Consider the following 23756-nt stretch of genomic DNA (forward strand, 5'->3'; position numbering starts at 1 on the left):
CACCGTGCGCCGCGCCGGGTGGCGACGGTCTCGGTGCACACCAGCCCGCTCGACCAGCCCGGTGCCGGCGACGCCGGGGGCATGAACGTCTACATCGTCGAGGTGTCCCGCCGGCTGGCCGCCCGCGGCATCGCCGTCGACGTGTTCACCCGGGCCACCTCCAGCGACCTGCCGCCGGTCGTGGAGATGAGCCCCGGCGTCACCGTGCGGCACGTCAGCGCCGGCCCGTTCGAGGGCCTGGGCAAGGAGGAGCTGCCGGCCCAGCTGTGCGCCTTCACCGCCGGGGTGCTGCGCGAGGAGGCCCAGCACGAGCCCGGGCACTACGACGTCGTCCACTCGCACTACTGGCTCTCCGGCCAGGTCGGGTGGCTGGCGCGCGACCGCTGGAGCGTGCCGCTCATCCACACCGCGCACACCCTGGCCAAGGTCAAGAACGCGGCGCTGGCCGAGGGCGACCACCCCGAGCCGCGGCTGCGGGTGATCGGTGAGGAGCAGGTGGTGGCCGAGGCCGACCGGCTGGTGGCCAACACCCAGGAGGAGGCGCGCCAGCTCGTCGAGCACTACGGGGCCGACCCGCGGCGCACCCTCGTCGTCCCGCCCGGGGTCGACCTCGACCGGTTCACCCCCGGCGACCGCACAGCGGCCCGCCGCGTGCTGGGCGTCCCCGCCGACGCCGTCGTGCTGACCTTCGTCGGCCGCATCCAGCCGCTCAAGGCGCCCGACCTGCTGCTGGCCGCCGCCGCCCGGATGCTGGAGGACGACCCCGCCCTGCGCGCCCGGCTGCAGGTGCACGTGGTGGGGGCGCCCAGCGGCTCGGGCCTGGAGACGCCGCGCCAGCTCGAGGAGCTGGCCGCCTCCCTCGGCATCGCCGACCTGGTGCGCTTCCTCCCGCCGCAGCCGCCGGACCGGCTGGCGCTGTACTACCGGGCCGCCGACGTCGCCGTCGTCCCCAGCCACAACGAGTCCTTCGGCCTGGTCGCCCTGGAGGCGCAGGCCTGCGGCACGCCGGTGGTCGCCGCCGCGGTCGGCGGCCTGCCGACGGCGGTGCGCGACGGCGTCTCCGGGGTGCTCGTCGGCAGCCGCGACCCGGCGGCCTACGCCGCGGCCATCCGCGCCGTGCTGGCCCGCCGCCCGCTGCTGGCCGCCGGCGCCCGCCGGCACGCCGCGGACTTCTCCTGGGACCGCACCGCCGACGCCCTCGTCGCGGCCTACGCCTCGGCCGCCGCCGAGATGGCCGGCGCCGCCCGGCGCGCGCTGCGGCCGGTGGTCGGGCTGCCGCTCGGGACGCAGGTGGCCTGGTGACCGGGGACGGGACGGACGGCGGGGCGCGGCTCGCCCGCGCCGACGTGGTGGCCCGGCTCGACGCCGTCATCGACCGGACGCTGCGCGAGGCCGAGCTGGTGCACGAGCACCCGGCCCCGGGCCGCTGGGTGGTCGAGCTGCCCGGCACCCACAAGCTCAAGACGGTGTGCGGGCTGGTCGTCGGCGAGCACGCCCTGCGGGTGGAGGCGTTCGTCTGCCGGCAGCCCGACGAGAACCGCGAGCAGATGTGGGCGCACCTGCTGCAGCGCAACGCCCGCATGTACGGCGTGGCCTGGTCCATCGACCGGGTCGGCGACGTGTACCTCACCGGCCGGCTGCCGCACGCGGCGGTGACCCCCGAGGAGCTCGACCGGGTGCTGGGCGCGGTGCTCAGCTACGCCGACGACTCCTTCAACACACTGCTGGAGATCGGGTTCGGCTCGTCGATCCGCCGCGAGTGGGAGTGGCGGGTCCGGCGCGGGGAGTCCCTGCGCAACCTCGAGGCGTTTGCCGCCTTCGCGCAGGCCGGCCGCGCCGACCGGCCCGGCGACGGGGGAGGGGACCCCCCGGACGGCGGGGGATGACCGCCACCGAGCGGGACGGGACGGTCGCGGACGCCGAGGAGCGCCCCGGCTACGCCCGCCGCTGGTGGGTGCTGACCACGATGACCGTCTGCCTGCTGGTGGTCATCACGGGCAACACGACGCTCAACGTGGCCATCCCGACGCTGCAGCGCGAGCTGGGCGCCACGCAGGGCGAGCTGCAGTGGGCCGTGGACGCCTACATCGTCGTCTTCGCCGGCCTGCTGTTCTCCTGGGGCGTCATCGGCGACCGGATCGGCCGCCGACGCGTGCTGCTGATCGGCCTGGGCGTCTTCGCCGCCGGGTCGGTGCTCGCCGCGTTCTCCGACAGCCCGCTGGAGCTCATCGCCTGGCGGGCGGTCATGGGGGTCGGCGGCGCGGCCGTGCAGCCGACCACCCTCGCCGTCATCACCAACGTGTTCCCGGCCGGGGAGCGCGGCCGGGCGATCGGCATCTGGGCGGCCACCGCCGGGCTCGCCGTCGCCGGCGGCCCGCTGGCCAGCGGCGCGGTGCTCACCACGTTCTGGTGGGGCGCGATCTTCCTCATCGGGGTCCCGGTGGCCGTGCTGGGCATCGCCGGCACGCTGGCGTTCGTCCCCGAGTCGCGGGACCCGTTCCCGGGCCGGCTCGACGTCCCCGGGGTGCTGCTGTCCATCGCCGCCCTGGCCGGCCTGGTCTACGGGATCATCCACGCCGGCTCCGGGGTGGGCTGGGCGACGCCGGGGGTGCTGGTGCCGCTGGTCGGCGGCGCGCTGCTCCTGGTGCTGTTCGTCTGGCTGCAGCGGCGCTCCTCGCACCCGGCGCTGGACGTCTCGCTGTTCCGGCTGCCCGCGTTCTCGGCCGCGGCGGCCGCGCTGGGCCTGAACTTCTTCGCGCTGATGGGCGCCACCTTCTACCTCGTCTACTACCTGCAGGGCGCCCGCGGCTACGACCCGCTGCAGTCGGGTGCGGCGCTCATCCCGGTCGCGCTCGGGATGGCGCTCATGGCGCCGCGCAGCTCCCGGCTGGCCGAGCGGTTCGGCGCCAAGGCCGTCTGCGCCGGCGGGTTCGTGCTCATCACCCTGTCGTTCCTCGGCTTCCAGCTGCTCGACGAGGCCGCGCCGCTGTGGCTGCTGGTCACCGCGCTGAGCGTGCAGGGCCTGGGCATGGGCGCGGTCATGGCGCCGGCCACCGAGTCGATCATGTCGGTGGTGCCGCGGGAGAAGGCCGGTGCCGGGGCCGCGGTGAACAACACCGTCCGGCAGGTCGGGGGCGCGCTCGGCGTGGCCATCCTCGGCTCGCTGCTGGCCACCGCCTACGCCGCGAACGTGGGCCGGGCCGTCGACGTGCTGCCCGCGCCGGCCCGCGCCGAGGCCAGCACCTCCATCGCGGCGACCCTGGAGGCGGCCCGGACGACGGCGGCGCAGGCGCGGGCGGCCGGCGACGAGGCCACCGCCGCCGCGGCGCTGCAGCTGGAGGACACCGCGCGGGAGGCCTTCGTCTCGGCCATGCACCTGACCGCCGTCGGCACCGCGACCGCCTCCGCCGTCGCCGCCGTCGTCGTGCTCGTCTGGCTGCCGGGCCGCCGGACGGGCGCGCGGGCGCCGTCGTCGGCCTAGCGTGTGCGGCGTGCAGGAGTCCCCCGCGCAGCAGGAGCGGCTCGGCCGCGCGCTCATCGGCGTCGTGGCCGCCTCCGGCCTGGCGTACCCGCTGCTGCTGTGCGCGGTGCAGCTGGTGCTCGCCCAGCTCGTCGTCGTCGACGTCGCCGCGACCGCACTGTGGCTGGGGATCGCGGCCGCGTGCAGCGTGGCGCTGGTCGCGGCGCTGCGCTGGGGTGCGGCACGGCGGGTGCGCAGTCCCTGGCTGCTGGTCGGACTGCTGCCCGTCGTCCTCTACGAGGTGTGGGTCCTCTGGCCCCTCCTCTCCTGAGGAGACCTCCGGAGGGTGCCCGCCGGGCCGGTCGGGCAGGATGACGGTGTGACCCAGTCTGCGGTGAGCGCCCCCGGCACCCTGGTCCTGCTCCGCCACGGCGAGAGCGAGTGGAACAAGGCCAACCTGTTCACCGGCTGGGTCGACGTCGAGCTGTCGGAGAAGGGCCGCGCCGAGGCGGCCCGCGGCGGGCAGCTGCTGGCCGAGCACGGCCTGCTGCCCGACGTCCTGCACACCTCGCTGCTGCGGCGCGCCATCACCACCGCGGAGCTGGCGCTGTCCGCGGCCGACCGGCAGTGGATCCCGGTGCGCCGCTCGTGGCGGCTCAACGAGCGGCACTACGGCGCGCTGCAGGGCAAGGACAAGGCCGCCACCCTCGCCGAGTACGGCGAGGAGCAGTTCATGGTCTGGCGACGCTCCTACAGCACCCCGCCCCCGCCCATCGAGCCCGGCAGCGAGTTCTCCCAGGACGGCGACCCGCGCTACGCCTTCCTCCCGCCGGAGGTGCGCCCCGCCACCGAGTGCCTGGCCGACGTCGTCGTGCGGATGCTGCCGTACTGGTACGACGCGATCGTGCCCGACCTGCGCAGCGGCGCCACCGTGCTGGTGGCCGCGCACGGCAACAGCCTGCGGGCGCTGGTCAAGCACCTCGACGGCATGGGCGAGGACGAGGTGGTCGGGCTCAACATCCCCACCGGCGTGCCGCTGCGCTACGACCTCGACGCCGACCTGCGGCCGGTGAAGCCGGGCGGGGAGTATCTCGACCCCGAAGCCGCCGGGGCCGCGATCGAGGCGGTCCGGAACCAGGGCAAGAAGTGAGCCTGGTCTGCAGCGCAGATCTCTCGCTTCGGAATACTCGCATCAGCCGGTGCACGACGGGCAGGCGTCGCCGCTGACTTCAAGGTCCGCAATCAAGCTCCCATATGCGTCCTGGTACAGATCGAAGTCATCAGACGGCGCTTGGGCTTCGATCGTGACGAAGCGCCCAGAATCGAGCACCGTTCGGCTCAGGATGGTGACGTCATCGCTGGCGCCATCGCTCGGAAGTGAATAGCGGAGCAACCATCCTGGCGCATCCGTCAGCACCCTGGCGCCGTTCTCCGAAGACATCACCGTCGCTCGGGCTTGTTCATCCTCGATTATCTTGCCACCGGAGCGCTCAATGTCCTCCCGTCTGGCGTCGATGTACGTCCCGAGTTCGGTGTACAGCGCTGTCGTGGACCCGAACGTGCGGACTTCAACGTCCTCTTCCCCGGGCGCTGTGAAGGTGTAGCCATCCAGAGCTTCACCTTGGCTCAACCATGTTTTCGGTCGAGTGAAGCTGTAGCCGTATCGAACATCGACCTCCGACCGGAGGTCGTCCGCTGTGTAGGCGATGGACTCTTCCACCAGTCCAAGAGTCTCCCGCACATCGGCTGAGAACGTGAGGATCGTCGTGGCGCCACTGGCGACCACTACCGAAGCCGCTAGCACGGCGGTGAGTCGAGATCTCTTCAGGTGCCTCAGCCACTGGGGGGAGGTGTCGTCCTCATGCGTAGCTGCCGTTCTGCTCGGGTCCCCCGAGGAATGATGGAGGATGTTGGATCCGTGAGTAGCGACGGAATGTCCGTGACCGCTGACGGTGATAGTCGTGCGATTGATGGGCGCTTGTGCCGGCAATGGTGCGTCGTTGACTGACGCGCCGGAAGCCGCGAACCTCTCCCCCTGAGCCGTGAAGCGAGGCTGCGCGAACACCCCTGTCATGTATCCAGCGTCTGTCAGCCACGCGAACGCCGCCCTGACCTCGTCGAGTGTGAACTCCGTGCCAGGAGCTTGGTTGAACGAACTCGCCAAGAACGTCTCGACGTAAGGAAAGAACGTCCCGTTGACAGCGCGAGAATGGTCGAGCCACTGCATGAGCGCGTCCCGGGCGAGCTCATGCCTTGCGTGCGGACGCGTCACGATCACGAGTCTATGAACACTCCGCCTGCAGGATGGGGATCCTCGCCCACGCTGTGCCGAGTCGTGGCCAGGCGCGTCGAGCGGTAGCTCCGGGGTGTGCCGACCGCTCGACAGCTGGCGTCGCGGGAAGCGTGTGTCGAATCGACCAGTGGCTCGCTCAGTTCGAGATGGCGGTCATCTCCCGCTCGCCGGTGACCAGGTAGACGACCCGGCGGGCGACGCTGACGGCGTGGTCGGCGAACCGCTCGTAGTAGCGGCCCAGCAGCGTGATGTCGATGGCCGACTCCATGCCGTGCGGCCAGCCCGGGCTCAGCAGCTCGGTGAACAGCTGCCGGTGCAGCGCGTCCATCAGGTCGTCGTCGCTCTCCAGCTCGGTGGCCGCGCGCACGTCGAGCTCGGCGATCACCGCGCCGGTCTTGGTCACCAGGCTCTGCGCGACGTGGCCGGCCTCGAGGAAGATCGGCCGCACCTCGGCCGGCACCGCCGACTCGGGGAACCGCATCCGGGCCAGCTTGGCCACGTGCACCGCGAGGTCGCCCATGCGCTCGAGGTCGGCGACGATCCGCATCGCGGTGGTGATGGTGCGCAGGTCGGTGGCCACCGGCTGCTGCCGGGCGAGCAGGGTGAAGCAGCGCTCCTCGATGCTCTCGCGCACCGCGTCGACGTGCTCGTCGCCGGCGATCACCAGGTCGGCCAGGGCGACGTCGGCGTCGAGCAGGGCGGTGGTCGCCTTGCTCATCGCCGAGCCCACCGAGTTCGCCATCTCCACCAGGCAGGTGTTGATGTCCTCGAGCTCTTCGCGGTAGTGCTCGCGCACGGGTCCTCCTCGTCGGCCGGCCGCACGCCGGGCCCCCGCCGTCCGGACACCGTCTGCTCGGTGCGCCGTCCCTGCACCCGAGGGTAGGTCGTGCGCGGGAGGGTGCAGGTCCGGACCGGTGAACGCGGGGGCACCCGGGCGTGAACAATCGCCCCGAGTGGTTCGGCAGCCACTCACACGGGGGATGACCGGCCCGGAGTGCGGCCTAGCATCGGCGACGTGATCCTGCTGGCCGCCCTCGGCGGCCTCGTCGTCGGCGCGGTCCTCGGGGCCGTCGTCGCCCTGGCGATCCGCCGGCGCGCCGCCGCGGAGCCGGCCGACGCCGACCCCGGGGACGCCGCGCGCGAGGCCGCGCTGGCCCGCCGGCTGCTGGACCTCATGGACCCCGCCGTGCTCATCCTCGACAAGGACGACGCCGTCGTCGTCGCCAACCCGACCGCGCGGGCGCTGGGGGTCGTGCGCGACCGGCGGCTGCTCGTGCCGGCACTGCAGGGGCTGGTCCGCGAGGTGCACACCGCCGGCAGCCGCCGGGCCGACGTCGCGCTGCCCGGGGAGATCGTCGGCGGCGGCTCGCGGCTGGTCGGCGCCCACGGGATCTCCCTCGACGCCGCCCCGACCGTCGTGCCGGGCCCGGTCGCGCTCGTGCTGCAGGACGTCACCGAGGCCCGCCGGGTCGAGGCCGTCCGCCGGGACTTCGTCGCCAACGTCGGCCACGAGCTCAAGACGCCGGTGGGCGCGCTGGGCCTGCTCGCCGAGGCCACGCAGGGCGCCGCCGACGACCCCGAGACGGTGCAGCGCTTCGCCGCCCGCATGGCGCACGAGGCCGACCGGCTGGCCAAGCTGGTGCGCGAGCTGATCGACCTGTCCCGGCTGCAGGGCGCCGAGCCGCTGCCCGAGCTCGTGCCGGTCGACGTCGACACCGTGATCGCCGAGGCCGTGGACCGCACCGGCCTGGCCGCCGCCGCGAAGGGCATCACCATCGCCGTCGGCGGGCGGCGCGGGCTGGTGGTGCGCGGCGTCGAGTCGCAGCTGACGACGGCGGTGACCAACCTGCTGGCCAACGCCGTCGCCTACAGCCCGGAGAACACCAAGATCGCCGTCGGGGCGCGGGCGCGCGGCGGCTCGGCCGAGATCGCCGTGACCGACAGCGGCATCGGCATCCCCCGGGCCGACCGCGAGCGGGTGTTCGAGCGCTTCTACCGCGTCGACCAGTCCCGGGCGAGCAGCACCGGCGGCACCGGACTGGGGCTGGCGATCGTCAAGCACGTGGCCAGCAACCACGGCGGCTCGGTCAGCGTGTGGAGCGAGGAGGGCCTCGGCTCCACGTTCACCCTGCGCATCCCCCTGGCGGTCGAGGACTCCGCCGACCGCCGTGACCTCACCGACGCTGCTGCCGGGCAACTCCAGGAGGAAGGACACCGATGACCCGCGTGCTGGTGGTGGAGGACGAGGAGTCCTTCTCCGACGCGCTGTCCTACATGCTCGGGCGGGAGGGGTTCGAGGCGGTCGTCGCGGCCACGGGGCCCGAGGCGCTCGCCGAGTTCGACCGCGCGGGGGCCGACATCGTCCTGCTCGACCTCATGCTGCCCGGCCTGCCCGGCACCGAGGTCTGCCGGGCGCTGCGCTCCCGAAGCAACGTCCCCATCATCATGCTCACCGCGAAGGACTCCGAGGTCGACAAGGTCGTCGGCCTGGAGTTGGGCGCCGACGACTACGTCACCAAGCCCTACTCCGCGCGCGAGCTGGTGGCCCGCATCCGGGCCGTGCTGCGCCGCCGCGGCGACGTCGAGGCCCCGGCCGACGGCGCGCTGGAGGCCGGCCCGGTGCGGATGGACGTCGAGCGGCACGTGGTGGCCGTCGACGGCGAGCCGGTGGCCCTGCCGCTCAAGGAGTTCGACCTGCTCGAGCTGCTGCTGCGCAACGCCGGCCGGGTGCTGACCCGCGGGCAGCTCATCGACCGGGTGTGGGGCTCGGACTACGTCGGCGACACCAAGACCCTCGACGTCCACGTCAAGCGGCTGCGGGCCAAGATCGAGCCCGACCCGGCCAACCCCAAGTACCTGGTGACCGTCCGCGGCCTCGGCTACAAGTTCGAGACCTGACGAAGGACCCCCTCCTCCCCACCCCTTGCACGCTCGGGGTGGGACCCGGGAGGGGACCGTTCAGCACGTCACCAGGCCCCCACCCCTCGCTCCGCTCGGGGCGGGCCCCTGCGAAGGGGCCGTTCCAGTCCGTCACCAGGCCGGGGGCCGGCCGGGGCCGTCAGTCGCCCCGGCCGGTCTCGTCCTGCAGCTCGTCGATCTTGCGGGAGGCGTCGGCCTTGGTGAGGTCCTCCGGGACCTCCTCGCCGGCCTGGCGGGCCAGCGTGTGCAGGTAGCTCTTCTGGGCGCCGGTGGCGGGCTCGTCGCCGGTCACCCAGTCCGACGGGTCCTTCTCCGCGGTGGGGTCGCCGGCCTGCCCGGTGTTGACGTTCGATTCGCTCATGTGTTCGATCCTAGGCGCGGGCGAGCTCCGGCGCAGGTCGAGCCGCGGTAGCGGTCCGGGACTCCCAGCGGCGTCCGGTCCGGTAGACGTGCACGCTCCCGCAGGAGGGGCACTCCACCCCCAGGGCGATGTGCGTCGGGTGGTTGGTGACCGACCGGATGCGCCGGTCGGCGACCAGCTCGTCGGTCCGGGTCACGGGGCAGGTGATCAGCAACATGCGACGAGCCTGCGCCGCGGACCCTGCGCCGACGAGTGGCAGGAACGACACAGTGCGCGTCTTTTCTGCCATGCTGTGCGCGTGACCGGATCCGACCGCCCGCTCGTCGTCAGCCTGCTCGCCGGGGACGGCGTCCTCGGCGCCTTCGGCCTGGGGGTCGCCGCCGAGGTGTTCGGCTACGACCAGCGCCGCTTCGGCATGCCGCTCTTCGACTTCGCGGTGGTCACCGACCGCCCGGGCGTCGTGCGCACCGACACGGGCCTGGCGCTGTACGTCGAGCACGGCCTCGAGCGGCTCGCCGTCTCCGACATCGTCCTGGTGACCGCCTGGGAGAAGCTGTCCCGGCCCGTCCCGGAGACGGTCCTGGACGCGCTGCGCGCCGTGCACGCCCGCGGCGGGCAGATCGTCAGCCACTGCACCGGCGCCTTCGTCGTCGCGGCGGCCGGCCTGCTCGACGGGAGGCGGGCCACCACGCACTGGCGCTACGCCGGCGAGCTGGCCGCCCGGTACCCGGCCGTCGACGTCGACCCGCGGGTCCTCTACGTCGACGAGGGCACGATCATCACCGGTGCCGGGACGGCCAGCGGCGTCGACGCGCTGCTGCACCTCGTCCGCCGGGAGTGGGGCGCCGCGGCGGCCAACGCCCTGGCCCGCGAGATGGTCGTGCCGCCGCACCGTGACGGCGGGCAGGCGCAGTACATCGACGAGCCGGTCGCCCGGTGCGAGGACGACCTGCTCGGCGTCGTCCTGGACTGGGCGCGGGCGCACCTGGCCGAGGACATCAGCGTCGAGGCCCTGGCCCGGCGCGCGCTCATGAGCCCGCGCAGCTTCGCCCGCCGGTTCAAGGCCACCACCGGGACGACGCCGCACGCCTGGCTGCTGGCCCAGCGGCTGGCCGCGGCCGAGGCGCTGCTCGAGGAGAGCGACGCCCCCGTGGAGGAGATCGCGCGGCTGGTCGGCTTCGGCACGGCGGCCGGGTTCCGCGAGCAGTTCGCCCGCCGCCGGGGCGTGTCCCCGCGGGCCTACCGGCAGACGTTCCGGGCCGCGGCCGCCGTGCCGGCGGGGGAGGGCTCCGCGGCGTAGGACCGGCCGGTCAGCCGAGCGGGATCGGGCGGGCGACGCCGACCAGGGAGTCCAGCCGCCCGGCGTTGCTCGGCGCCAGCGGGCTGCGCACCACCCGGGTGAGCGCGAAGCCGGCCCGGGCCAGCAGCATCGCGTGCGTGCGCGGGGTGAAGTGCCAGATGTGCTCGGCCGGCTTGAGCGTCCACCAGCGGGTGCCCAGCAGCCGGGCCGGCAGCGAGGACACGTAGGGCGTGGAGAACAGCACGACGCCGTCGTCGGCCACCAGCGAGCGCGCCGTCCGCCAGAACGCGAGGGGGTCGGGCACGTGCTCGACGGTGTCCCACGCGCACACGACGTCGAAGCCCGGCGTCAGCGGCGCGTCGGCGAGCTGGCCGCAGAAGACGTCGAGGCCGAGGGTCTCGACGGCGTGCCGGGCGCCGGTGCGGGACAGCTCGACGCCACTGGTGTCCCAGCCCGCCGCCCGCGCGGCGTCGAGGAACAGCCCGTAGCCGGCGCCGACCTCGAGCAACCGGCCGCCGGCCGCGCGCCCGCGGACGCGGTCGAGCAGCGCCAGCCGCCCGGCGGTCCAGGTGCGCTGCAGCAGCATGGCGGGGTCGAGCCGGCGGGGCTGCTGGGCGGCGTCCCCGTACACCCCGCCCTCGAAGTAGCCGACGTCGTCGTAGAGCCGCTGCAGCGCCTCCGGGCGCAGCCGCGGGCTGACGAACACCAGCCCGCAGGACGGGCAGCGGACGACGCCGAAGGGCGCGAGGTCGTGCACCGGCCGGCCGCGCACGCCGCACAGGCAGCAGTCGACCTCCTCGGTGTCCTCGGCGGTCCACGTCACCGGCTCGGAGGTCACCGGGGCAGTCACGCCGGTCAGCCTACGGAGCGACCGGTGCTGCCCCCGGGAGCGGTGCGGCCCGCACCGACCGGCGGGTCGCCCCCGTCGCCGGGCTCGTCGGCGCCGCTGCCGGTCCCCCCGGGAGCGGTGTCGGGGTAGCGCTGGGCGATCAGGGTGGCGAGCCGGCGCCGGACCACCGGTGACACCAGCCCGTCGCCGTCGGCCGGGGTGTCGGTGTCGAGCAGCTCCCCGGGGACGACGACGTAGCGGTCGGGGGCGGCGTCGGCCTGGGCGAGGAACCCCGCGCGCACCGCGTCGGCGTCGACGCCGGCCGGGCCGGCGGTGACGGCGGAGTCGACGACGACGGTGAGGTCGGGCAGCAGTCCGCGGGTGGCCCACAGCGACGTGCGGGTGATCCGGTCGGCGTCGAGGCCCTGACCGGCGCCGTGGAAGGCGATCGAGGTGTCGACGTAGTGGTTGCACACCACGACCTGGCGCCGCTGCAGGGCCGGGCGGATCACCGTGGCCACGTGCTCGGCGCGGTCGGCGGCGGCCAGCAGCGCGGCGGTGTAGGCGGCCACCGGGCGGCCCTCGTCGTCGGTGACCCCCTGCCCGGGGGTGGCCTCCGGCGCCGGCGGGAAGAGCAGCTGGCGCACCTGGCGGCCCAGCGCGGTGTCGCTGGGCTCGTGGGTGGTGACGACGGGGTGGCCGTACCCGCGCAGCACGCGGGCGAGGTCGGCGGTGTAGCGGCGGGTGAGGTCGCGGTCGGCGCCCTCCACCACGACGAACAGCCCGACGCCGCTGGAGGAGGCCGAGAGGATGTCCGAGCTGCCCCACAACAGCCGCAGCATGTCCCGCGGCCGGGTGTGCGACCGGCCGCGCGGCGCCACCTGCCGGACGGCGTAGGCGCTGACCAGCAGCGCGAGCACGCCGCCGATGAGCAGGGTCAGGCCGGGGCCGCTGAGGCTGAGCACCAGCTCGCCCACCCGCAGCTCGTGCGCGCCGAGCAGGCCGGCCAGACCGGGGCCGACGGCCACGGACAGCAGCAGCACGATCCGCACCGAGGAGACGACGAAGGCGAACACCCGCCCCCGCAGCCGGTCCTCCACCTCGAAGCCGATGAGGGTGTACCCGATGATCCAGGAGACCCCGGCGAACAGGCCGACGAGGAAGGCCGCCGCGGTGGCCAGCACGAAGTCCTGCAGCAGCGACATCGCCAGCAGCGCGACGCCGGCCAGCCCGATCGAGCGGGCGAACAGCGCCCGCCGCGGCACCGTGGGCAGGATCCGCGGGCCGGTGAGCATGCCCAGCGCCAGGCCGGTGAACACGGTGCCGAACACCACGCCGTAGCCGGCCGCACCGGCGTCGAGCGTGGCGATGTAGAGCTGGGCGACGCCGATGATCAGGCCGCCGGCGCCGAACGCGCCGATGACGCCGACGTAGAGGGCGCGCATGAGGGGCTGGCCGCGCAGGAACGAGACCCCCTCGACGACGAGGGAGAACACGTTCGCCGGCGCCGTGCGGTCGGTGGCCGTGGGCGGGATGAGCCGGCGGGACAGGAAGACCGTGCACGCCGAGATCGCGAAGCTCACGGAGTTGAACACCAGGGCGATGACGATCGCGGTGCGCGCGTCGCTGCCCTCCTCGCTGCCGGGGAACACCCGCGCCACGGTGGACAGCAGCGCGAACAGCAGCGAGGCCACCGGGACGGCGCCGTAGACGCTGAACAGCGAGATCTGGTTGGCCACCGCGAGCCGCTCCCGCGGCACGATCGCCACCCAGATCGCCTGCTTGGCGGGGTTGGTGAACAGCCCGACGGCCTCGACGAGGAACTGGGCGACGTAGAGCCAGGTCAGCTCGTAGCTGACCGCGATCGACAGGTACAGGCCGCAGGCCAGCAGCTCACCGACGACGACGGTGGTGCGCCGGTCGAGCCGGTCGGCCAGCGCACCGGCCAGCGGGCCGAGCAGCAGGTCGGGCAGCAGCCGGGTGAGGATCACGCCGGAGATCGCCACGCCCTGCACCGCGGTGGACTGGTCGCGGGTGAGCTGCTGCGCCATCGCGGTGGTGGCGAGCAGGCCCAGCCAGTCGCCGAGGCTGGACACGGTGATCGACGCCCACAGCCGGCGGAACACCGGGATCCGCACCAGTGCGAGCAGCGCGTTGTCGGCGCGGTGCCCGCTCGGTGACGACCCCGACCGGGTCGTGCCCGGGTGCGCCGCCTGTCCGTCGCTCACTGTCCTCGCCGTCCGGTCGTCGCGGTCGTCCTGGGAAGGGTAGTGGCGCCGGGGGACGTCCGGGGACCGCCGCACCCGGACGGAGGAGGACGGTCAGGAGCCGGGCGGGCGCCGCCGCAGCGTCAGGGGCACCGGTGCCGGGCTGGCCGGGTGCGGCGCGACGAGACCCAGGTCCAGCCGCGCCTCGGTCAGCCGGCGCAGCTCGGCGTAGGCGGCCGGCCCGACCAGCGCGGTCAGCTCCGCGGCGTAGGTCACCACCAGCGGCTCGGGGGAGACGTGGGCGGCGGGGGAGCCGGTGCACCACCAGTGCAGGTCGGCGCCGCCGGGCCCCCAGCCGCGGCGGTCGAACTCGCCGATCGTGCTCACCAGCACGGTGGTGCCGTCGGGCCGCTCGACCTCCTCCTGCTCGCGGCGCACCGGCAGCTGCCAGCACACGTCGGGCTTGGTGTAGAGCGGGTGCAGCTCCTCGCGCAGCGCCATCCGGTGCAGCGCACAGCCGGTCCCGCCCGGGAAGCCGGGCCGGTTGAGGAACACGCAGGCGCCGTCGACCAGCCGGGTGCGCAGCGAGCGGACGCCGCCCTCGTCGTCGGCGGCGTCCTCCTCGGTCCAGGCGCCGCGCCCGAGCGGCGCCAGCTGCCAGTCCTCGTCGGTGAGGTCGGCGACGGCGGCGGTCACCCGGGCGAGGTCGTCCTCGTCGCTGAAGAACGCGCCGTGGCTGCAGCAGCCGTCGTCGGCGCGGCCGGGGACGACGCCCGCGCAGCCGCGGCCGAACACGCAGGTCCAGGCCGAGGACAGCCAGGTGAGGTCGGCGCGCACCCGGTGCCGCGGGTCGGCCGGGTCGGGGAACTCCACCCACTCGCGGGCGAAGTCCGGGTCGACCTCCGGCGGTACGTCCTCCACGGCGCCAGGCTAGGTCGGGGGTGGGGCGACGGTGTGCGGGCCGGCCGGCGCACCGTGTGCACGCGACGCGGTGCCGGCGCCCGGCGGACCGCGACGGGTGCCCACACCGCGCCGGTCGTCGACCGCGTCGGCCGACCGCCGGGCCGCCCGGCAGACTGGGCGCATGCGGCTCGGGGTGCTGGACGTCGGCTCCAACACGGTCCACCTGCTCGTGGTCGACGCCCACCGTGGCGGTCACCCCACCCCCACCTACGACGACCGCGCGGTGCTGCGGCTGGCCGAGCACGTCGGCCGCGACGACGTGCTGTTCAAGGCGGGGGAGAAGGCGCTGGTCAGCGCCGTGCGCAAGGCGTGCAAGCGGGCCGAGGAGCAGCGCTGCGACGAGGTGCTGGCGCTGGTCACCTCCGCCATCCGCGAGGCGGTCAACGGCATGGAGGTGCTCGACCGGGTGCGCCGGCAGACCGGCGTGGACCTGCAGGTCACCACCGGGGAGGAGGAGGCGCGGCTGACCTTCCTCGCCGTCCGCCGCTGGTACGGCTGGAGCGCCGGGCGCCTGCTGGTCCTCGACATCGGCGGCGGCTCGCTCGAGCTGGCCAGCGGCGTGGACGAGGACCCCGAGGTCGCCCTGTCGGTGCCGCTGGGGGCCGGCCGGATGACCCGCCGCTTCCTGCCCGAGGCCGCGACCGGGGGCCGCCCCGACCTCGCCGCGCTCACCGCGCTGCGCGAGCACGCCGTCGACGTGCTCAGGCCGGCGGCGAAGAAGCTCCGCGCCGACGGCCCACCGGACCTCGTCGCGGCCACCAGCAAGACCTTCCGCACGCTGGCCCGGCTCACCGGCGCCGCGCCCTACTCCGCGGGCCTGCGGGTGCCGCGCGAGCTCAGCGCCGACGGGCTCGACCAGCTCATCGGCTTCGTGTCCCGCATCGAGTCCCGGGCGCTGGCCGAGCTGCGCGGCGTGTCGCCCGACCGCGCCCACCAGGTGCCCGCCGGCGCCGTGGTGGCGCAGGCCGCCATGCAGGCTCTGGATCTACCCTCCGTCCGGATCTGCCCGTGGGCCCTGCGGGAGGGCGTCATCCTCCGCCGGCTCGACACCTTGGGAGGCGCGTGATGGCACTGCCCCGCCGGGAGCCCGGTGCCGGGCCCGGGCCGGAGACCGGCGGGCGGCCGCTGGCCGACATCCTCCGCGAGGCCGGCATCGAGGCACCGCGCAGCGCCCGGCGGCGCAGGGGTGACACCGGCGACCTCCCGATCAAGCAGCGCCAGCGCGACCCCGACACCGACGCCGACCGGCCCAACCCGGGACGGCGCGCCAGCGACACCGGCCGGGTGTCGGACACCGGGCGGGTCTCCGACACCGGCCGCGTCGGGCGCGAGACCTCCCGCCCCGCCCGCGAGACCGGCCGGGACACCGGCCGTGACACCGGCCGTGACACCGGGCGCGTGCCGCCGTCCCCGGCCGACCGCGGACCGCAGGGGCCCTCGACGGCGGCCATCCCGGGGATCCGCCCCTCGCGCAAGCCCGGCGTCCCCGGCGCCGACGAGCCCGCCCCCGCCACCGGGCCCATCCCGGTCACCCGCGCCCGCGAGACCCGGGTCCTCGACGAGCCCCTCGGTGCCCGCGAGGGCGCGCTGGCGTGGCTGCGCTTCGCCGGGGAGCTCGTGCTCGCCCTCGCCGCCGGCGTCGGCATCTACTTCCTGTCCACCGTGGTGTGGGAGCAGCTGCCGCAGCTCGCGGTGGTCCTCGCCCCGCTGGCCGTCGCCGGCCTGGTCGCCGGCGTCGGCGCGTGGCGACGCCGCACCGGCCACGAGTCGCCCGGCCCGCGGCTGGTCGCGGTGCTGGTGTTCGCCGGGACGCTGCTCACCATCGCCCCGGCCGCGGGGCTGCTCGCCGCCACCTGAGGCGGCCCGGGCTCACTCGTCGTCGTCGGCGGCGTCGTCCTCGGCGGCCCGGGCGAAGAGCTCGACGAGCGCGGCGCAGAACGCGTCGAGGTCGTCGGGGTCGCGACTGGTGACCAGGTTGCCGTCGACGACGACCTCCTCGTCCACCCACCGCGCCCCGGCGTTGCGCAGGTCGGTCTGCAGCGAGGGCCAGGAGGTCATCCGGCGTCCCCGCACCACGTCGGCCTCCACGAGCACCCACGGCGCGTGGCAGATCGCCGCCACCGGCTTGCCCGCCTCGAAGAACGCCGCCACGAAGGCCACGGCGTCGGCGTCGGCCCGGACGAAGTCGCCGTTGATCACGCCCCCGGGCAGGACCAGCGCGGCGTAGTCGTCGGGGTCGGCGGCGCCGACCGTCGTGTCGACCTTCTTGCGGTCGCCCGCGTCGATGTGCTGGTAGGCGGTGATCGTGCCGCCCTCCAGCGACACCAGCTCGGGCTCGGCACCGGCCTCCTCCAGCGCCTGCCACGGCCGCTCGAGCTCCACCTGCTCGACGCCGTCGGTCGCGAGCACGGCCACCTTCATCCCGTCCAGTTCTCCTGCCATGCGGGCGCGGCTACCCGTGCCCCCGGGACAGCACACGCGGGCGCACTACGGTCCGGACCGGGTACCTCGACAGGCGGGAGCGGGCGATGGACGGGCGACGGGGTCTGGCGGTCCTCGGCGGCGGCAAGATGGGCGAGGCGCTGCTGGCCGGGCTGGTGCGGCGGTCGGGTCCCGACGGCGTCGTCGTCTCCGAGCGGCACCCGGAGCGGGGCGCCGAGCTCGCCGCGCGCTACGGCGTCGACGTCGTCGACGTCACGGAGGCCGCCGCGCGGGCGCGGGTGCTGCTGCTCGCGGTCAAGCCGCAGGACCTGCCGGGGCTGCTGCAGCAGCTCGCGCCGTCGGTCGACCCCGGGCACCTGGTGGTGAGCATCGCCGCCGGGTTCCCCACGGCCGCGATCGAGGCGGCGCTGCCGCCGGGGGTGCCGGTGGTCCGGGTCATGCCCAACACCCCGGCGCTGGTCGACCAGGGGATGAGCGTGCTGTCGGCCGGGGCGTCGGCCGGCGACGCCGAGCTCGACGAGGCAGAGGCGCTGCTGTCGACGGTGGGCCGGGTGGCGCGGGTGCCGGAGTACCAGCAGGACGCGGTGACGGCGCTGTCGGGCAGCGGCCCGGCCTACTTCTTCTACCTGGTGGAGGCGATGGTCGACGCCGGCGTCCTGCTGGGCCTGCCGCGGGCGCTGACCAGCGAGCTGGTCGTGCAGACGGCGCTGGGGGCGGCGGTGATGCTGCGCGAGTCCGGGGAGCACCCCGCCCAGTTGCGCGACGCCGTCAGCAGCCCCGGCGGGACGACGATCGCCGGCATCCGGGAGCTGGAGCGCCACTCGGTCCGCTCGGCGCTGATCGCGGCCATCGAGGCGGCCGCGCAGCGGTCGGTCGAGCTCGGCCGGTCCGACGGGAGCCGGTGAACCTACCGCCGCTCACCCCACGGCGGTCGGACGCTGCGTAGTCGTGTCGACACATCTCCTCGTCGACGCGCCGATACGGCTGTGAAGCGAGTTGCACACGTGTAGTTATGACGAGGACGGACCGTTCCGCCTGTCCGTTTCTTCCATCGCTTCCGTCACGCGGGTCCCCCTACTCTCTGTGTCAGCACGTGTGAGTCCCGTAGTCGGTGGGGAAGCCGACGCTCGACTCGTGCTAGGTCCGGAGACTTGAGATGACCATGCCCCAGCGCAGCACCGCCGCCTACGTCCGCCCGGCCGTCCCCGGCCCGCGCCCGATGGCCCGCCCGATCCCGGCCGCCGCCGTCGCCCGCCCCGTGGGCCCGCAGCACCCGGCCGCCGTGCCGGTCGGCCGCCCGGTCGTCCCGCAGCCGCGCGCCGCGGTCACCTTCCTGACCGTCGCCGAGGTCGCCAGCATGATGCGCGTCTCCAAGATGACCGTGTACCGCCTCGTCCACGCCGGCGAGCTCTCCGCCGTCCGCGTCGGCCGCTCCTTCCGCGTGCCCGAGCGTGCCGTGCAGGACTACCTGCGCGACGCCTACACCGACATCGCCTGATGAAGGACCCCTCTGCCCCCCACCGCTCGCACGCTCGCGTCGGGACCCTGCAGAGGGGCCGTTCCACCGCGTCACCACGCGCCTCCACCCGCTCCGCCGGAGTGGATCCGTCCGGCCCGTTCCCGCGGCAGCGTCGCCGCGGGGGCGCCGGGTAGGCTCGGGGCCGAGCGACATCCCCGGCCCCGCCGGAGCCGTCGCACACGAGCTGATCCACACTCGCGTGGCGTCCGGTTCCGACCCCTGCGGTCACCGGCCGACGCCCCGCGGACACGACGTCGGGAGCAGGACATGGGTTCGGTCATCAAGAAGCGCCGCAAGCGGATGGCGAAGAAGAAGCACCGCAAGCTGCTGAAGAAGACCCGCGTGCAGCGTCGCAACAAGAAGTGAGCTGAGGCTCGTGCCGCCCGCGGTCGTCCTGGTCACCGGTGTCAGCCGGTGGCTCGGTGGTGCGCTGGCGGCCGAGCTCGCTCGCGACCCGGCCGTCGACCGGGTCATCGGGGTCGACACCGTCCCCCCGTCCGCGGAGTCGCTGCGCCGCCTCGGCCGCACCGAGTTCGTGCGGGCCGACATCCGCAACCCGCTGATCGGCAAGGTCATCAGCACCGCGGCCGTCGACACGGTCGTGCACATGAACATCAGCTCCACCCCCGCCGGGTCCGGCGGGCGGGGGCCGATGAAGGAGCTCAACGTCATCGGGACGATGCAGCTCCTCGCCGCCTGCCAGCGCGCGCCGTCGGTGCGCCGGCTCGTGCTCAAGTCGACCAGCGCCGTCTACGGCGCCTCGCCGCGCGACCCGGCCGTGTTCACCGAGGCCATGCAGGCCCACCGGGTGCCCTCGGGCGGCTTCGCCAAGGACAGCCTCGACATCGAGGGCTACGTCCGGTCCTTCTCGCGCCGCCGGCCCGACGTCGGGGTCGCCGTCCTGCGGTTCACCAACTTCATCGGCCCGGGCATCGACTCGGTGATGACCGGGTTCCTGCGCATGCCGGTGGTCCCCACCGCGCTCGGCTACGACGCCCGCGTCCAGCTGCTGCACGAGGACGACGCCCTGGGCGTGCTGACCCGCGCCACCACCGGCGACTTCGCCGGCACGGTCAACGTCGGGGGAGAGGGCACCTTGCTGCTGTCGCAGGTCATCCGCCGGCTGGGGCGGCTGCAGCTGCCGGTGCCCTCACCGGCGCTGGGGTCGCTGGGCCGGCTCACCCGGCGCTTCGGCGGCGTCGACTACTCACCGGAACAGATGCGCTTCCTCAACTTCGGCCGCGTCGTCGACACGACGGTGCTGCGCACCGAGTTCGGCTACACGCCCCGCTACACCACCGCCGAGGCCCTGGCCGACTTCGCGCGCACCGTCCCCCCGGTGGTGCCGCCGGGTCTGGTCGCCGACGCCACCGCGCGGGCCCAGCAGGTCGTCTCCCGGGCCGGCTCGGTCGCCTCCTCGGTGGGCACGACCGTGCACGGCCGGCTGCGCCCGGCGCCGGCCCCGCCGGGGCTGCGGGCGGTGCGCGATGCCTGAGGCGCGCGTCATCCCGCTGCGTCCCGACGACGAGCAGCCGCACGTCCCGCCGCCGGGGGACCCGGGCTGGGACGAGCAGGTCGCCGGCGGCCTGGAGTTCCTCCGCCGCCGCCTCACCGGCGAGTACGAGACCGACGAGTTCGGCTTCGACCCCGACCTGACCGACCACGTGCTGCTGCCGCTGCTGCGGCCGCTGTTCTCCCGCTGGTTCCGGGTGGAGACCCACGGCGTGGAGAACGTGCCCACCACCGGCGGCGCGCTGGTGGTGGCCAACCACTCCGGCACCGTTCCGGTCGACGCGCTCATGACCACCGTGGCGCTGCACGACGACCACCCGGCGCAGCGGCGCTTCCGGCTGCTCGGCGCCGACCTCGTCTTCGAGCTGCCGGCCGTCGGCTCCCTGGCCCGCAAGTTCGGCGCCACGCTGGCCTGCAGCGAGGACGCCGAGCGGCTGCTGTGCGGCGACGAGCTGGTCGGCGTCTTCCCCGAGGGGTTCAAGGGCATCGGCAAGCCGTTCCGCGAGCGGTACACCCTGCAGCGGTTCGGCCGCGGGGGTTTCGTCACGGCGGCACTGCGCACCGGCAAGCCGATCGTCCCGTGCGCCATCGTCGGCGCCGAGGAGATCTACCCGATGATCGGCAACGCCCGGACGCTGGCCCGGCTGCTCGGCCTGCCCTACTTCCCGGTGACGCCGACCTTCCCCGCGCTCGGCCCGCTCGGGCTGGTGCCGCTGCCGTCGAAGTGGCTCATCGCCTTCGGCGAGCCGATCGAGACGGCGTCCTACGGGCCCGCGGCCGCCGAGGACCCGATGCTGGTGTTCAACCTGACCGACCAGGTCCGCGAGACCATCCAGCAGTCGATCTACCAGCTGCTGCTGCAGCGCTCCTCGGTCTTCAGCTAGACGAAGGACCCTCGTCCCCCCACGCCTCGCCCGCTCGGCGCGGGCCCCTGACGAGGGCCGTTCCGTCGGCTCACCACGGCCAGGCGTTGCGACGGCGGAGGGCGACCGCGCCGCCGACCACCCCACCGGTCAGTGCGGCCGCGGCGACCGTCGGGACGCCGATCCGCGCCGCCTTGCGGCCGGTGCGGAAGTCGCGCACGGTCCACCCGCGCGAGCGGGCGACGGCGCGCAGCTCGGTGTCGGGGTTGACGGCGATCGACGTGCCGGTGAGGGAGAGCATCGGCAGGTCGTTGGCCGAGTCGCTGTAGGCGGTGCAGCGCGACAGGTCCAGCCCCTCGCGCTCGGCCAGCGCCCGCACCGCCTCGGCCTTCGCCTCCCCGTGCATCAGCTCGCCGACCAGCCGCCCGGTGTAGCGGCCCTCGACCACCTCGGCCACGGTGCCCAGCGCCCCGGTCAGCCCCAGCCGGTGGGCGATGATCCGCGCCAGCTCCACCGGGGTCGCGGTGACCAGCCACACCCGCTGCCCGGCGTCGAGGTGCTGCTGGGCGAGGTTGCGGGTGCCCGACCAGATCCGGTCGGCCATCAGCTCGTCGTAGATCTCCTCGCCGGCCTGGGTGATCTCCTCGACCTCCCGGCCGGCGACGAAGGCGAGCGCGTTCTCGCGGATGTTGTGCATGTCGCCGGCGCTCTCGTTGCCGGCGACGCGGAACTTGGCCTGCTGCCAGGCGAACCGCGCGATGTCGCGCGAGCTCAGGTACTTGCGGGAGGCCAAGCCGCGGGCGAACCAGAACAGCGAGGCGCCCATCATCATCGTGTTGTCGACGTCGAAGAAGGCGGCGGCGGTGCGGTCGGCGACGACGACCGGCACCGGCTCGACCTCGGCGGCCGCGGCCGACGCCAGACCCGCGACGTGCGCGCGGATCTCGTCCTCCGACGGCGACCCGGCGTCCTCGTCCCGGCGACGCCGGAACGGCAGTCCCGGCACGGGCACCCCCCTGGTTCCAGCGGCCCGCCGCGCGGGCGGCCCGCCCGACCCTATCCGCACCCGTGCGGGGGAGACGGCCGGTCGCGGGTGCTGCGGACCGGCACCCGCGGTGACAGCATCGCGGGGACCAGCCCACCCGCCAGGAGGTGCCCGTGACAGGGCCCGATCCGGAGTCCGGAGCCGGGGCCGCGGCCCCGACGGGGCTCGCTGCGCTGGTGCGCGCCGCGGCCGCCGCCCGCCCCGATGCCCCCGCCGTCGTCGACGGCGCCACCCGGCTGACCTGGGCCGAGCTCGACGCCCTCGTCGACCGGACCGCGGCCGGGCTCGCCGCACGCGGGCTCACCCGCGGGGACCGGGTGGCCGTGCAGCTGCCCAACGGCGTCGACTGGCTGCGCGCGGCGCTCGGGGCGCTGCGCGCCGGTCTGGTCGTGGTCCCCGTCAACACCGCCTACACCGACCCGGAGCTCGAGCACGTGCTGCGCGACTCCGGCGCGGCACTGCTCGTCGCGGCCACCGCCCGGGAGCCACTGGCCGGGGTGCCGGTCGTGGCCGGACCGCCCGAGGCCGACGGCCCGCCACCCGCGGACGACGACGACCCCGCCGCGCCGGCCCTGCTCGCCTACACCAGCGGCACCACGGGCCGGCCCCGCGGCGCGGTCCTCACCGCCGCCGCCCTGCGCGCCAACCAGCTGCAGTGCCTGGCGCTGGACCCGCCGCCGGTGCGCCCCGACGACCGCGTGCTGCTGGTCCTGCCGCTGTTCCACGTCTACGGCCTCAACGCCGGCTTCGGCCTGGTCGCGGCCGCCGGGGCCTGCGCGGTGCTGGTGCCGGCCTTCGACCCGCGCGCCACGCTCGCCGTCGTGGAGCGCGAGCGGGTCACCGCCGTCCCCGGCGCGCCGCCGCTCTACCAGGCCTGGCTCGCCGTCGCCGACGCCGAGGGCGGCGACGCCGGCCTGCGCCGCGCCCTCGCCTCGGTGCGCACCGCCTCCTCCGGGGCAGCGCCGCTCCCGGAGGCGACCTGGCGGGCGGTGCGCGACCGCGCCGGCGTGCAGGTGTGGGAGGGGTACGGCCTGACCGAGGCCGGTCCCGTCGTGGCCAGCACGCTGGCCACCGGCCGGGCCAAGCCGGCGTGCATCGGCGGCCCGCTGCCCGGCGTCGAGGTGGCGCTGCGGGAGACCGGCGGCGGCGGGGACGCCGGCGAGGGGCCGGGGGAGCTGTGGGTGCGCGGCCCCAACCTCTTCTCCGGCTTCTGGCCCGACGGCGCCGACTGGCCCGACGCCGACGGCTGGCTGGCCACCGGCGACCTCGCCTACCGCGACGCCGACGGCGACCTGCACCTGCTCGACCGGCGCAGCGACCTCGTGCTGGTCAACGGCTTCAACGTCTACCCGGCCGAGGTGGAGCGGGTGCTCGACGCCCACCCCGCCGTCGCCGAGAGCGCGGTCATCGGCGTGCCCGACCCGCGCACCGGCGCCGCCGTCGTCGCCGTCGTGGTGCCCACGCCGGGTGCGGAGGTGGACGCCGCGGAACTGCGCGCGCACGCCGCCGCGTCGCTGGCCCGGTACAAGGTGCCGTCGTCAGTGGTGGTCCGGCCGGCGCTGCCGCACTCGCTGACCGGCAAGGTGAGCCGGGCGCGGCTGCGCGAGCTCGGCCTGACCCTCGACGAGGCCGCACCGGCGGAGGTGTCCCGTGGCTGACCCGGCGCCGCGCCTGGAGCTGCTCACCCGCGCCGGCTGCCACCTGTGCGTCGCCGCCGCCGAGACGCTGGCGCGGATCGCCGCGGAGGCCGGCGTCGGCAGCCGCGAGGTCGACGTCGACGCCGATCCGGAGCTGCAGGCCGAGTACGGCGACCGGGTGCCGGTGGTGCTGCTCGACGGCCGCGAGCACTCCTACTTCACCGTCGACGTGCCCCGCCTGCGCCGCGACCTCGGCATCGGCTGACCCACCCGGCGACGTGCTGGGACGGCCCCGCGTCAGGGGCCCGCGCCGAGCCTGCGAGGCGTGGGGGGACGCGGGGTCCTTGTATGGTGTCGGACACAGCGGCGCGCATCCGTGCAGGCCGGGGGCCCGTCGGGCTGCCTG

At 75.0% G+C, this 23756-nt stretch carries 26 protein-coding genes; 17 read left to right on the forward strand and 9 right to left on the reverse strand.

The genetic code is table 11. The features are described 5' to 3' along the window. Nucleotides 1-18: 18 nt before the first annotated feature. The 5 genes from mshA to CHC04_RS00810 are packed head-to-tail and all read left to right on the forward strand — an operon-like array spanning nucleotide 19 to nucleotide 4610. Nucleotides 19-1302 carry a D-inositol-3-phosphate glycosyltransferase gene (mshA, locus tag CHC04_RS00790; RefSeq protein ID WP_217897117.1) on the forward strand — a complete coding sequence of 428 codons (1284 nt, stop codon included), beginning with the start codon at nucleotides 19-21 and terminating at the stop codon, nucleotides 1300-1302. Next, nucleotides 1299-1886, forward strand: a complete 588-nt coding sequence (locus CHC04_RS00795) for a type III secretion system chaperone family protein (protein ID WP_245816892.1) — start codon at nucleotides 1299-1301, stop codon at nucleotides 1884-1886. The genes mshA and CHC04_RS00795 overlap by 4 nt, the downstream gene beginning before the upstream one ends. Continuing rightward, complete coding sequence (locus tag CHC04_RS00800; RefSeq protein ID WP_089402027.1) at nucleotides 1883-3481, forward strand: MFS transporter; 1599 nt, start codon at nucleotides 1883-1885, stop codon at nucleotides 3479-3481. The genes CHC04_RS00795 and CHC04_RS00800 overlap by 4 nt, the downstream gene beginning before the upstream one ends. Nucleotides 3482-3491: 10 nt before the next feature. Then, nucleotides 3492-3791, forward strand: a complete 300-nt coding sequence (locus CHC04_RS00805) for a hypothetical protein (RefSeq protein WP_141233662.1) — start codon at nucleotides 3492-3494, stop codon at nucleotides 3789-3791. 48 nt (nucleotides 3792-3839) lie between these two features. Then, entirely contained in the window at nucleotides 3840-4610 is a 771-nt protein-coding gene (locus CHC04_RS00810; protein ID WP_245816893.1) for a phosphoglyceromutase, read from the forward strand. 42 nt (nucleotides 4611-4652) lie between these two features. On the opposite strand, the gene CHC04_RS00815 is transcribed toward CHC04_RS00810, so the two are convergent. Together CHC04_RS00815 and phoU are read right to left on the reverse strand one after the other, a co-directional pair. Next, nucleotides 4653-5732 (reverse strand): hypothetical protein, encoded by a 1080-nt coding sequence (locus CHC04_RS00815; protein ID WP_141233663.1) that lies wholly within the window; start codon nucleotides 5730-5732, stop codon nucleotides 4653-4655. Nucleotides 5733-5889: 157 nt separating this feature from the next. Next, entirely contained in the window at nucleotides 5890-6549 is a 660-nt protein-coding gene (gene phoU, locus CHC04_RS00820; protein WP_089402031.1) for a phosphate signaling complex protein PhoU, read from the reverse strand. Nucleotides 6550-6837: 288 nt separating this feature from the next. Here phoU and CHC04_RS00825 point away from each other — a divergent pair, with 288 nt between their 5' ends. After that, nucleotides 6838-7974, forward strand: coding sequence for a sensor histidine kinase (locus CHC04_RS00825; RefSeq protein ID WP_425432448.1), 1137 nt, complete (start codon nucleotides 6838-6840; stop codon nucleotides 7972-7974). Further along, nucleotides 7971-8651, forward strand: coding sequence for a response regulator transcription factor (locus CHC04_RS00830; RefSeq protein ID WP_089402032.1), 681 nt, complete (start codon nucleotides 7971-7973; stop codon nucleotides 8649-8651). Before CHC04_RS00825 ends, CHC04_RS00830 begins: the two co-directional genes overlap by 4 nt. Nucleotides 8652-8811: 160 nt before the next feature. On the opposite strand, the gene CHC04_RS00835 is transcribed toward CHC04_RS00830, so the two are convergent. Further along, complete coding sequence (locus CHC04_RS00835) at nucleotides 8812-9033, reverse strand: DUF3072 domain-containing protein (RefSeq protein ID WP_089402033.1); 222 nt, start codon at nucleotides 9031-9033, stop codon at nucleotides 8812-8814. 10 nt (nucleotides 9034-9043) lie between these two features. Then, nucleotides 9044-9250: a hypothetical protein gene (locus CHC04_RS00840; protein WP_089402587.1), complete on the reverse strand. Its 207-nt coding sequence runs from the start codon at nucleotides 9248-9250 to the stop codon at nucleotides 9044-9046. A gap of 81 nt (nucleotides 9251-9331) precedes the next feature. Here CHC04_RS00840 and CHC04_RS00845 point away from each other — a divergent pair, with 81 nt between their 5' ends. After that, complete coding sequence (locus CHC04_RS00845; protein WP_089402589.1) at nucleotides 9332-10333, forward strand: helix-turn-helix domain-containing protein; 1002 nt, start codon at nucleotides 9332-9334, stop codon at nucleotides 10331-10333. Between the two features lie 10 nt (nucleotides 10334-10343). Here CHC04_RS00845 and CHC04_RS00850 read toward each other — a convergent pair whose 3' ends face one another. The 3 genes from CHC04_RS00850 to CHC04_RS00860 form a co-directional block, all read right to left on the reverse strand. Continuing rightward, nucleotides 10344-11183: a class I SAM-dependent methyltransferase gene (locus tag CHC04_RS00850; RefSeq protein ID WP_245816895.1), complete on the reverse strand. Its 840-nt coding sequence runs from the start codon at nucleotides 11181-11183 to the stop codon at nucleotides 10344-10346. A 5-nt stretch (nucleotides 11184-11188) separates the two neighbouring features. Then, nucleotides 11189-13390, reverse strand: a complete 2202-nt coding sequence (locus tag CHC04_RS00855) for a bifunctional MFS transporter/dTMP kinase (RefSeq protein ID WP_089402034.1) — start codon at nucleotides 13388-13390, stop codon at nucleotides 11189-11191. Nucleotides 13391-13483: 93 nt separating this feature from the next. Further along, on the reverse strand, nucleotides 13484-14290 hold the full coding sequence (locus CHC04_RS00860; protein ID WP_089402035.1) for a DUF3109 family protein: 807 nt from the start codon (nucleotides 14288-14290) through the stop codon (nucleotides 13484-13486). Nucleotides 14291-14453: 163 nt separating this feature from the next. On the opposite strand from CHC04_RS00860, the gene CHC04_RS00865 reads away from it, so the two are divergent. Further along, nucleotides 14454-15398, forward strand: a complete 945-nt coding sequence (locus tag CHC04_RS00865; protein ID WP_089402590.1) for a Ppx/GppA family phosphatase — start codon at nucleotides 14454-14456, stop codon at nucleotides 15396-15398. Next, complete coding sequence (locus tag CHC04_RS00870) at nucleotides 15398-16189, forward strand: hypothetical protein (protein WP_089402036.1); 792 nt, start codon at nucleotides 15398-15400, stop codon at nucleotides 16187-16189. The genes CHC04_RS00865 and CHC04_RS00870 overlap by 1 nt, the downstream gene beginning before the upstream one ends. A 12-nt stretch (nucleotides 16190-16201) precedes the next feature. Here CHC04_RS00870 and CHC04_RS00875 read toward each other — a convergent pair whose 3' ends face one another. Further along, nucleotides 16202-16774 carry a type 1 glutamine amidotransferase domain-containing protein gene (locus CHC04_RS00875; RefSeq protein WP_089402037.1) on the reverse strand — a complete coding sequence of 191 codons (573 nt, stop codon included), beginning with the start codon at nucleotides 16772-16774 and terminating at the stop codon, nucleotides 16202-16204. A gap of 86 nt (nucleotides 16775-16860) precedes the next feature. Between CHC04_RS00875 and proC the strand changes: the two genes are divergently transcribed. From proC to CHC04_RS00900, 5 genes are all read left to right on the forward strand, one after another. Beyond that, the gene (gene proC / locus CHC04_RS00880) at nucleotides 16861-17679 is read left to right on the forward strand and encodes a pyrroline-5-carboxylate reductase (RefSeq protein ID WP_089402038.1); all 819 of its coding nucleotides are present in this window, start codon (nucleotides 16861-16863) and stop codon (nucleotides 17677-17679) included. A gap of 251 nt (nucleotides 17680-17930) precedes the next feature. After that, nucleotides 17931-18272, forward strand: a complete 342-nt coding sequence (locus tag CHC04_RS00885; protein WP_245816896.1) for a helix-turn-helix domain-containing protein — start codon at nucleotides 17931-17933, stop codon at nucleotides 18270-18272. Nucleotides 18273-18560: 288 nt separating this feature from the next. After that, nucleotides 18561-18659, forward strand: a complete 99-nt coding sequence (locus tag CHC04_RS00890; RefSeq protein WP_012854759.1) for a 30S ribosomal protein bS22 — start codon at nucleotides 18561-18563, stop codon at nucleotides 18657-18659. Nucleotides 18660-18669: 10 nt separating this feature from the next. Then, on the forward strand, nucleotides 18670-19788 hold the full coding sequence (locus CHC04_RS00895) for an NAD-dependent epimerase/dehydratase family protein (RefSeq protein WP_089402039.1): 1119 nt from the start codon (nucleotides 18670-18672) through the stop codon (nucleotides 19786-19788). Beyond that, entirely contained in the window at nucleotides 19781-20689 is a 909-nt protein-coding gene (locus tag CHC04_RS00900) for a lysophospholipid acyltransferase family protein (protein ID WP_089402040.1), read from the forward strand. The genes CHC04_RS00895 and CHC04_RS00900 overlap by 8 nt, the downstream gene beginning before the upstream one ends. A 70-nt stretch (nucleotides 20690-20759) precedes the next feature. Here CHC04_RS00900 and CHC04_RS00905 read toward each other — a convergent pair whose 3' ends face one another. Further along, nucleotides 20760-21674, reverse strand: coding sequence for an HAD family hydrolase (locus CHC04_RS00905; protein ID WP_245816897.1), 915 nt, complete (start codon nucleotides 21672-21674; stop codon nucleotides 20760-20762). Nucleotides 21675-21826: 152 nt separating this feature from the next. On the opposite strand from CHC04_RS00905, the gene CHC04_RS00910 reads away from it, so the two are divergent. After that, nucleotides 21827-23371, forward strand: coding sequence for a class I adenylate-forming enzyme family protein (locus tag CHC04_RS00910; protein WP_089402042.1), 1545 nt, complete (start codon nucleotides 21827-21829; stop codon nucleotides 23369-23371). After that, nucleotides 23364-23615 (forward strand): glutaredoxin family protein, encoded by a 252-nt coding sequence (locus CHC04_RS00915; protein ID WP_089402043.1) that lies wholly within the window; start codon nucleotides 23364-23366, stop codon nucleotides 23613-23615. The genes CHC04_RS00910 and CHC04_RS00915 overlap by 8 nt, the downstream gene beginning before the upstream one ends. Nucleotides 23616-23756: the final 141 nt, after the last annotated feature.

The organism is Geodermatophilus saharensis, from assembly GCF_900188205.1.
GTDB classification, from domain to species: domain Bacteria; phylum Actinomycetota; class Actinomycetes; order Mycobacteriales; family Geodermatophilaceae; genus Geodermatophilus; species Geodermatophilus saharensis.

Excerpts from the sequence above, each read along its gene's own strand:
- CHC04_RS00840 (WP_089402587.1), bottom strand. The coding sequence starts at position 9,250 with ATGTTGCTGATCACCTGCCCCGTGACCCGGACCGACGAGCTGGTCGCC.
- CHC04_RS00885 (WP_245816896.1), top strand. The coding sequence starts at position 17,931 with ATGACCATGCCCCAGCGCAGCACCGCCGCCTACGTCCGCCCGGCCGTC.
- proC (WP_089402038.1), top strand. The coding sequence starts at position 16,861 with ATGGACGGGCGACGGGGTCTGGCGGTCCTCGGCGGCGGCAAGATGGGC.
- CHC04_RS00870 (WP_089402036.1), top strand. The coding sequence starts at position 15,398 with ATGGCACTGCCCCGCCGGGAGCCCGGTGCCGGGCCCGGGCCGGAGACC.
- CHC04_RS00800 (WP_089402027.1), top strand. The coding sequence starts at position 1,883 with ATGACCGCCACCGAGCGGGACGGGACGGTCGCGGACGCCGAGGAGCGC.
- CHC04_RS00865 (WP_089402590.1), top strand. The coding sequence starts at position 14,454 with ATGCGGCTCGGGGTGCTGGACGTCGGCTCCAACACGGTCCACCTGCTC.
- CHC04_RS00835 (WP_089402033.1), bottom strand. The coding sequence starts at position 9,033 with ATGAGCGAATCGAACGTCAACACCGGGCAGGCCGGCGACCCCACCGCG.
- CHC04_RS00890 (WP_012854759.1), top strand. The coding sequence starts at position 18,561 with ATGGGTTCGGTCATCAAGAAGCGCCGCAAGCGGATGGCGAAGAAGAAG.
- CHC04_RS00830 (WP_089402032.1), top strand. The coding sequence starts at position 7,971 with ATGACCCGCGTGCTGGTGGTGGAGGACGAGGAGTCCTTCTCCGACGCG.
- CHC04_RS00900 (WP_089402040.1), top strand. The coding sequence starts at position 19,781 with ATGCCTGAGGCGCGCGTCATCCCGCTGCGTCCCGACGACGAGCAGCCG.
- CHC04_RS00875 (WP_089402037.1), bottom strand. The coding sequence starts at position 16,774 with ATGGCAGGAGAACTGGACGGGATGAAGGTGGCCGTGCTCGCGACCGAC.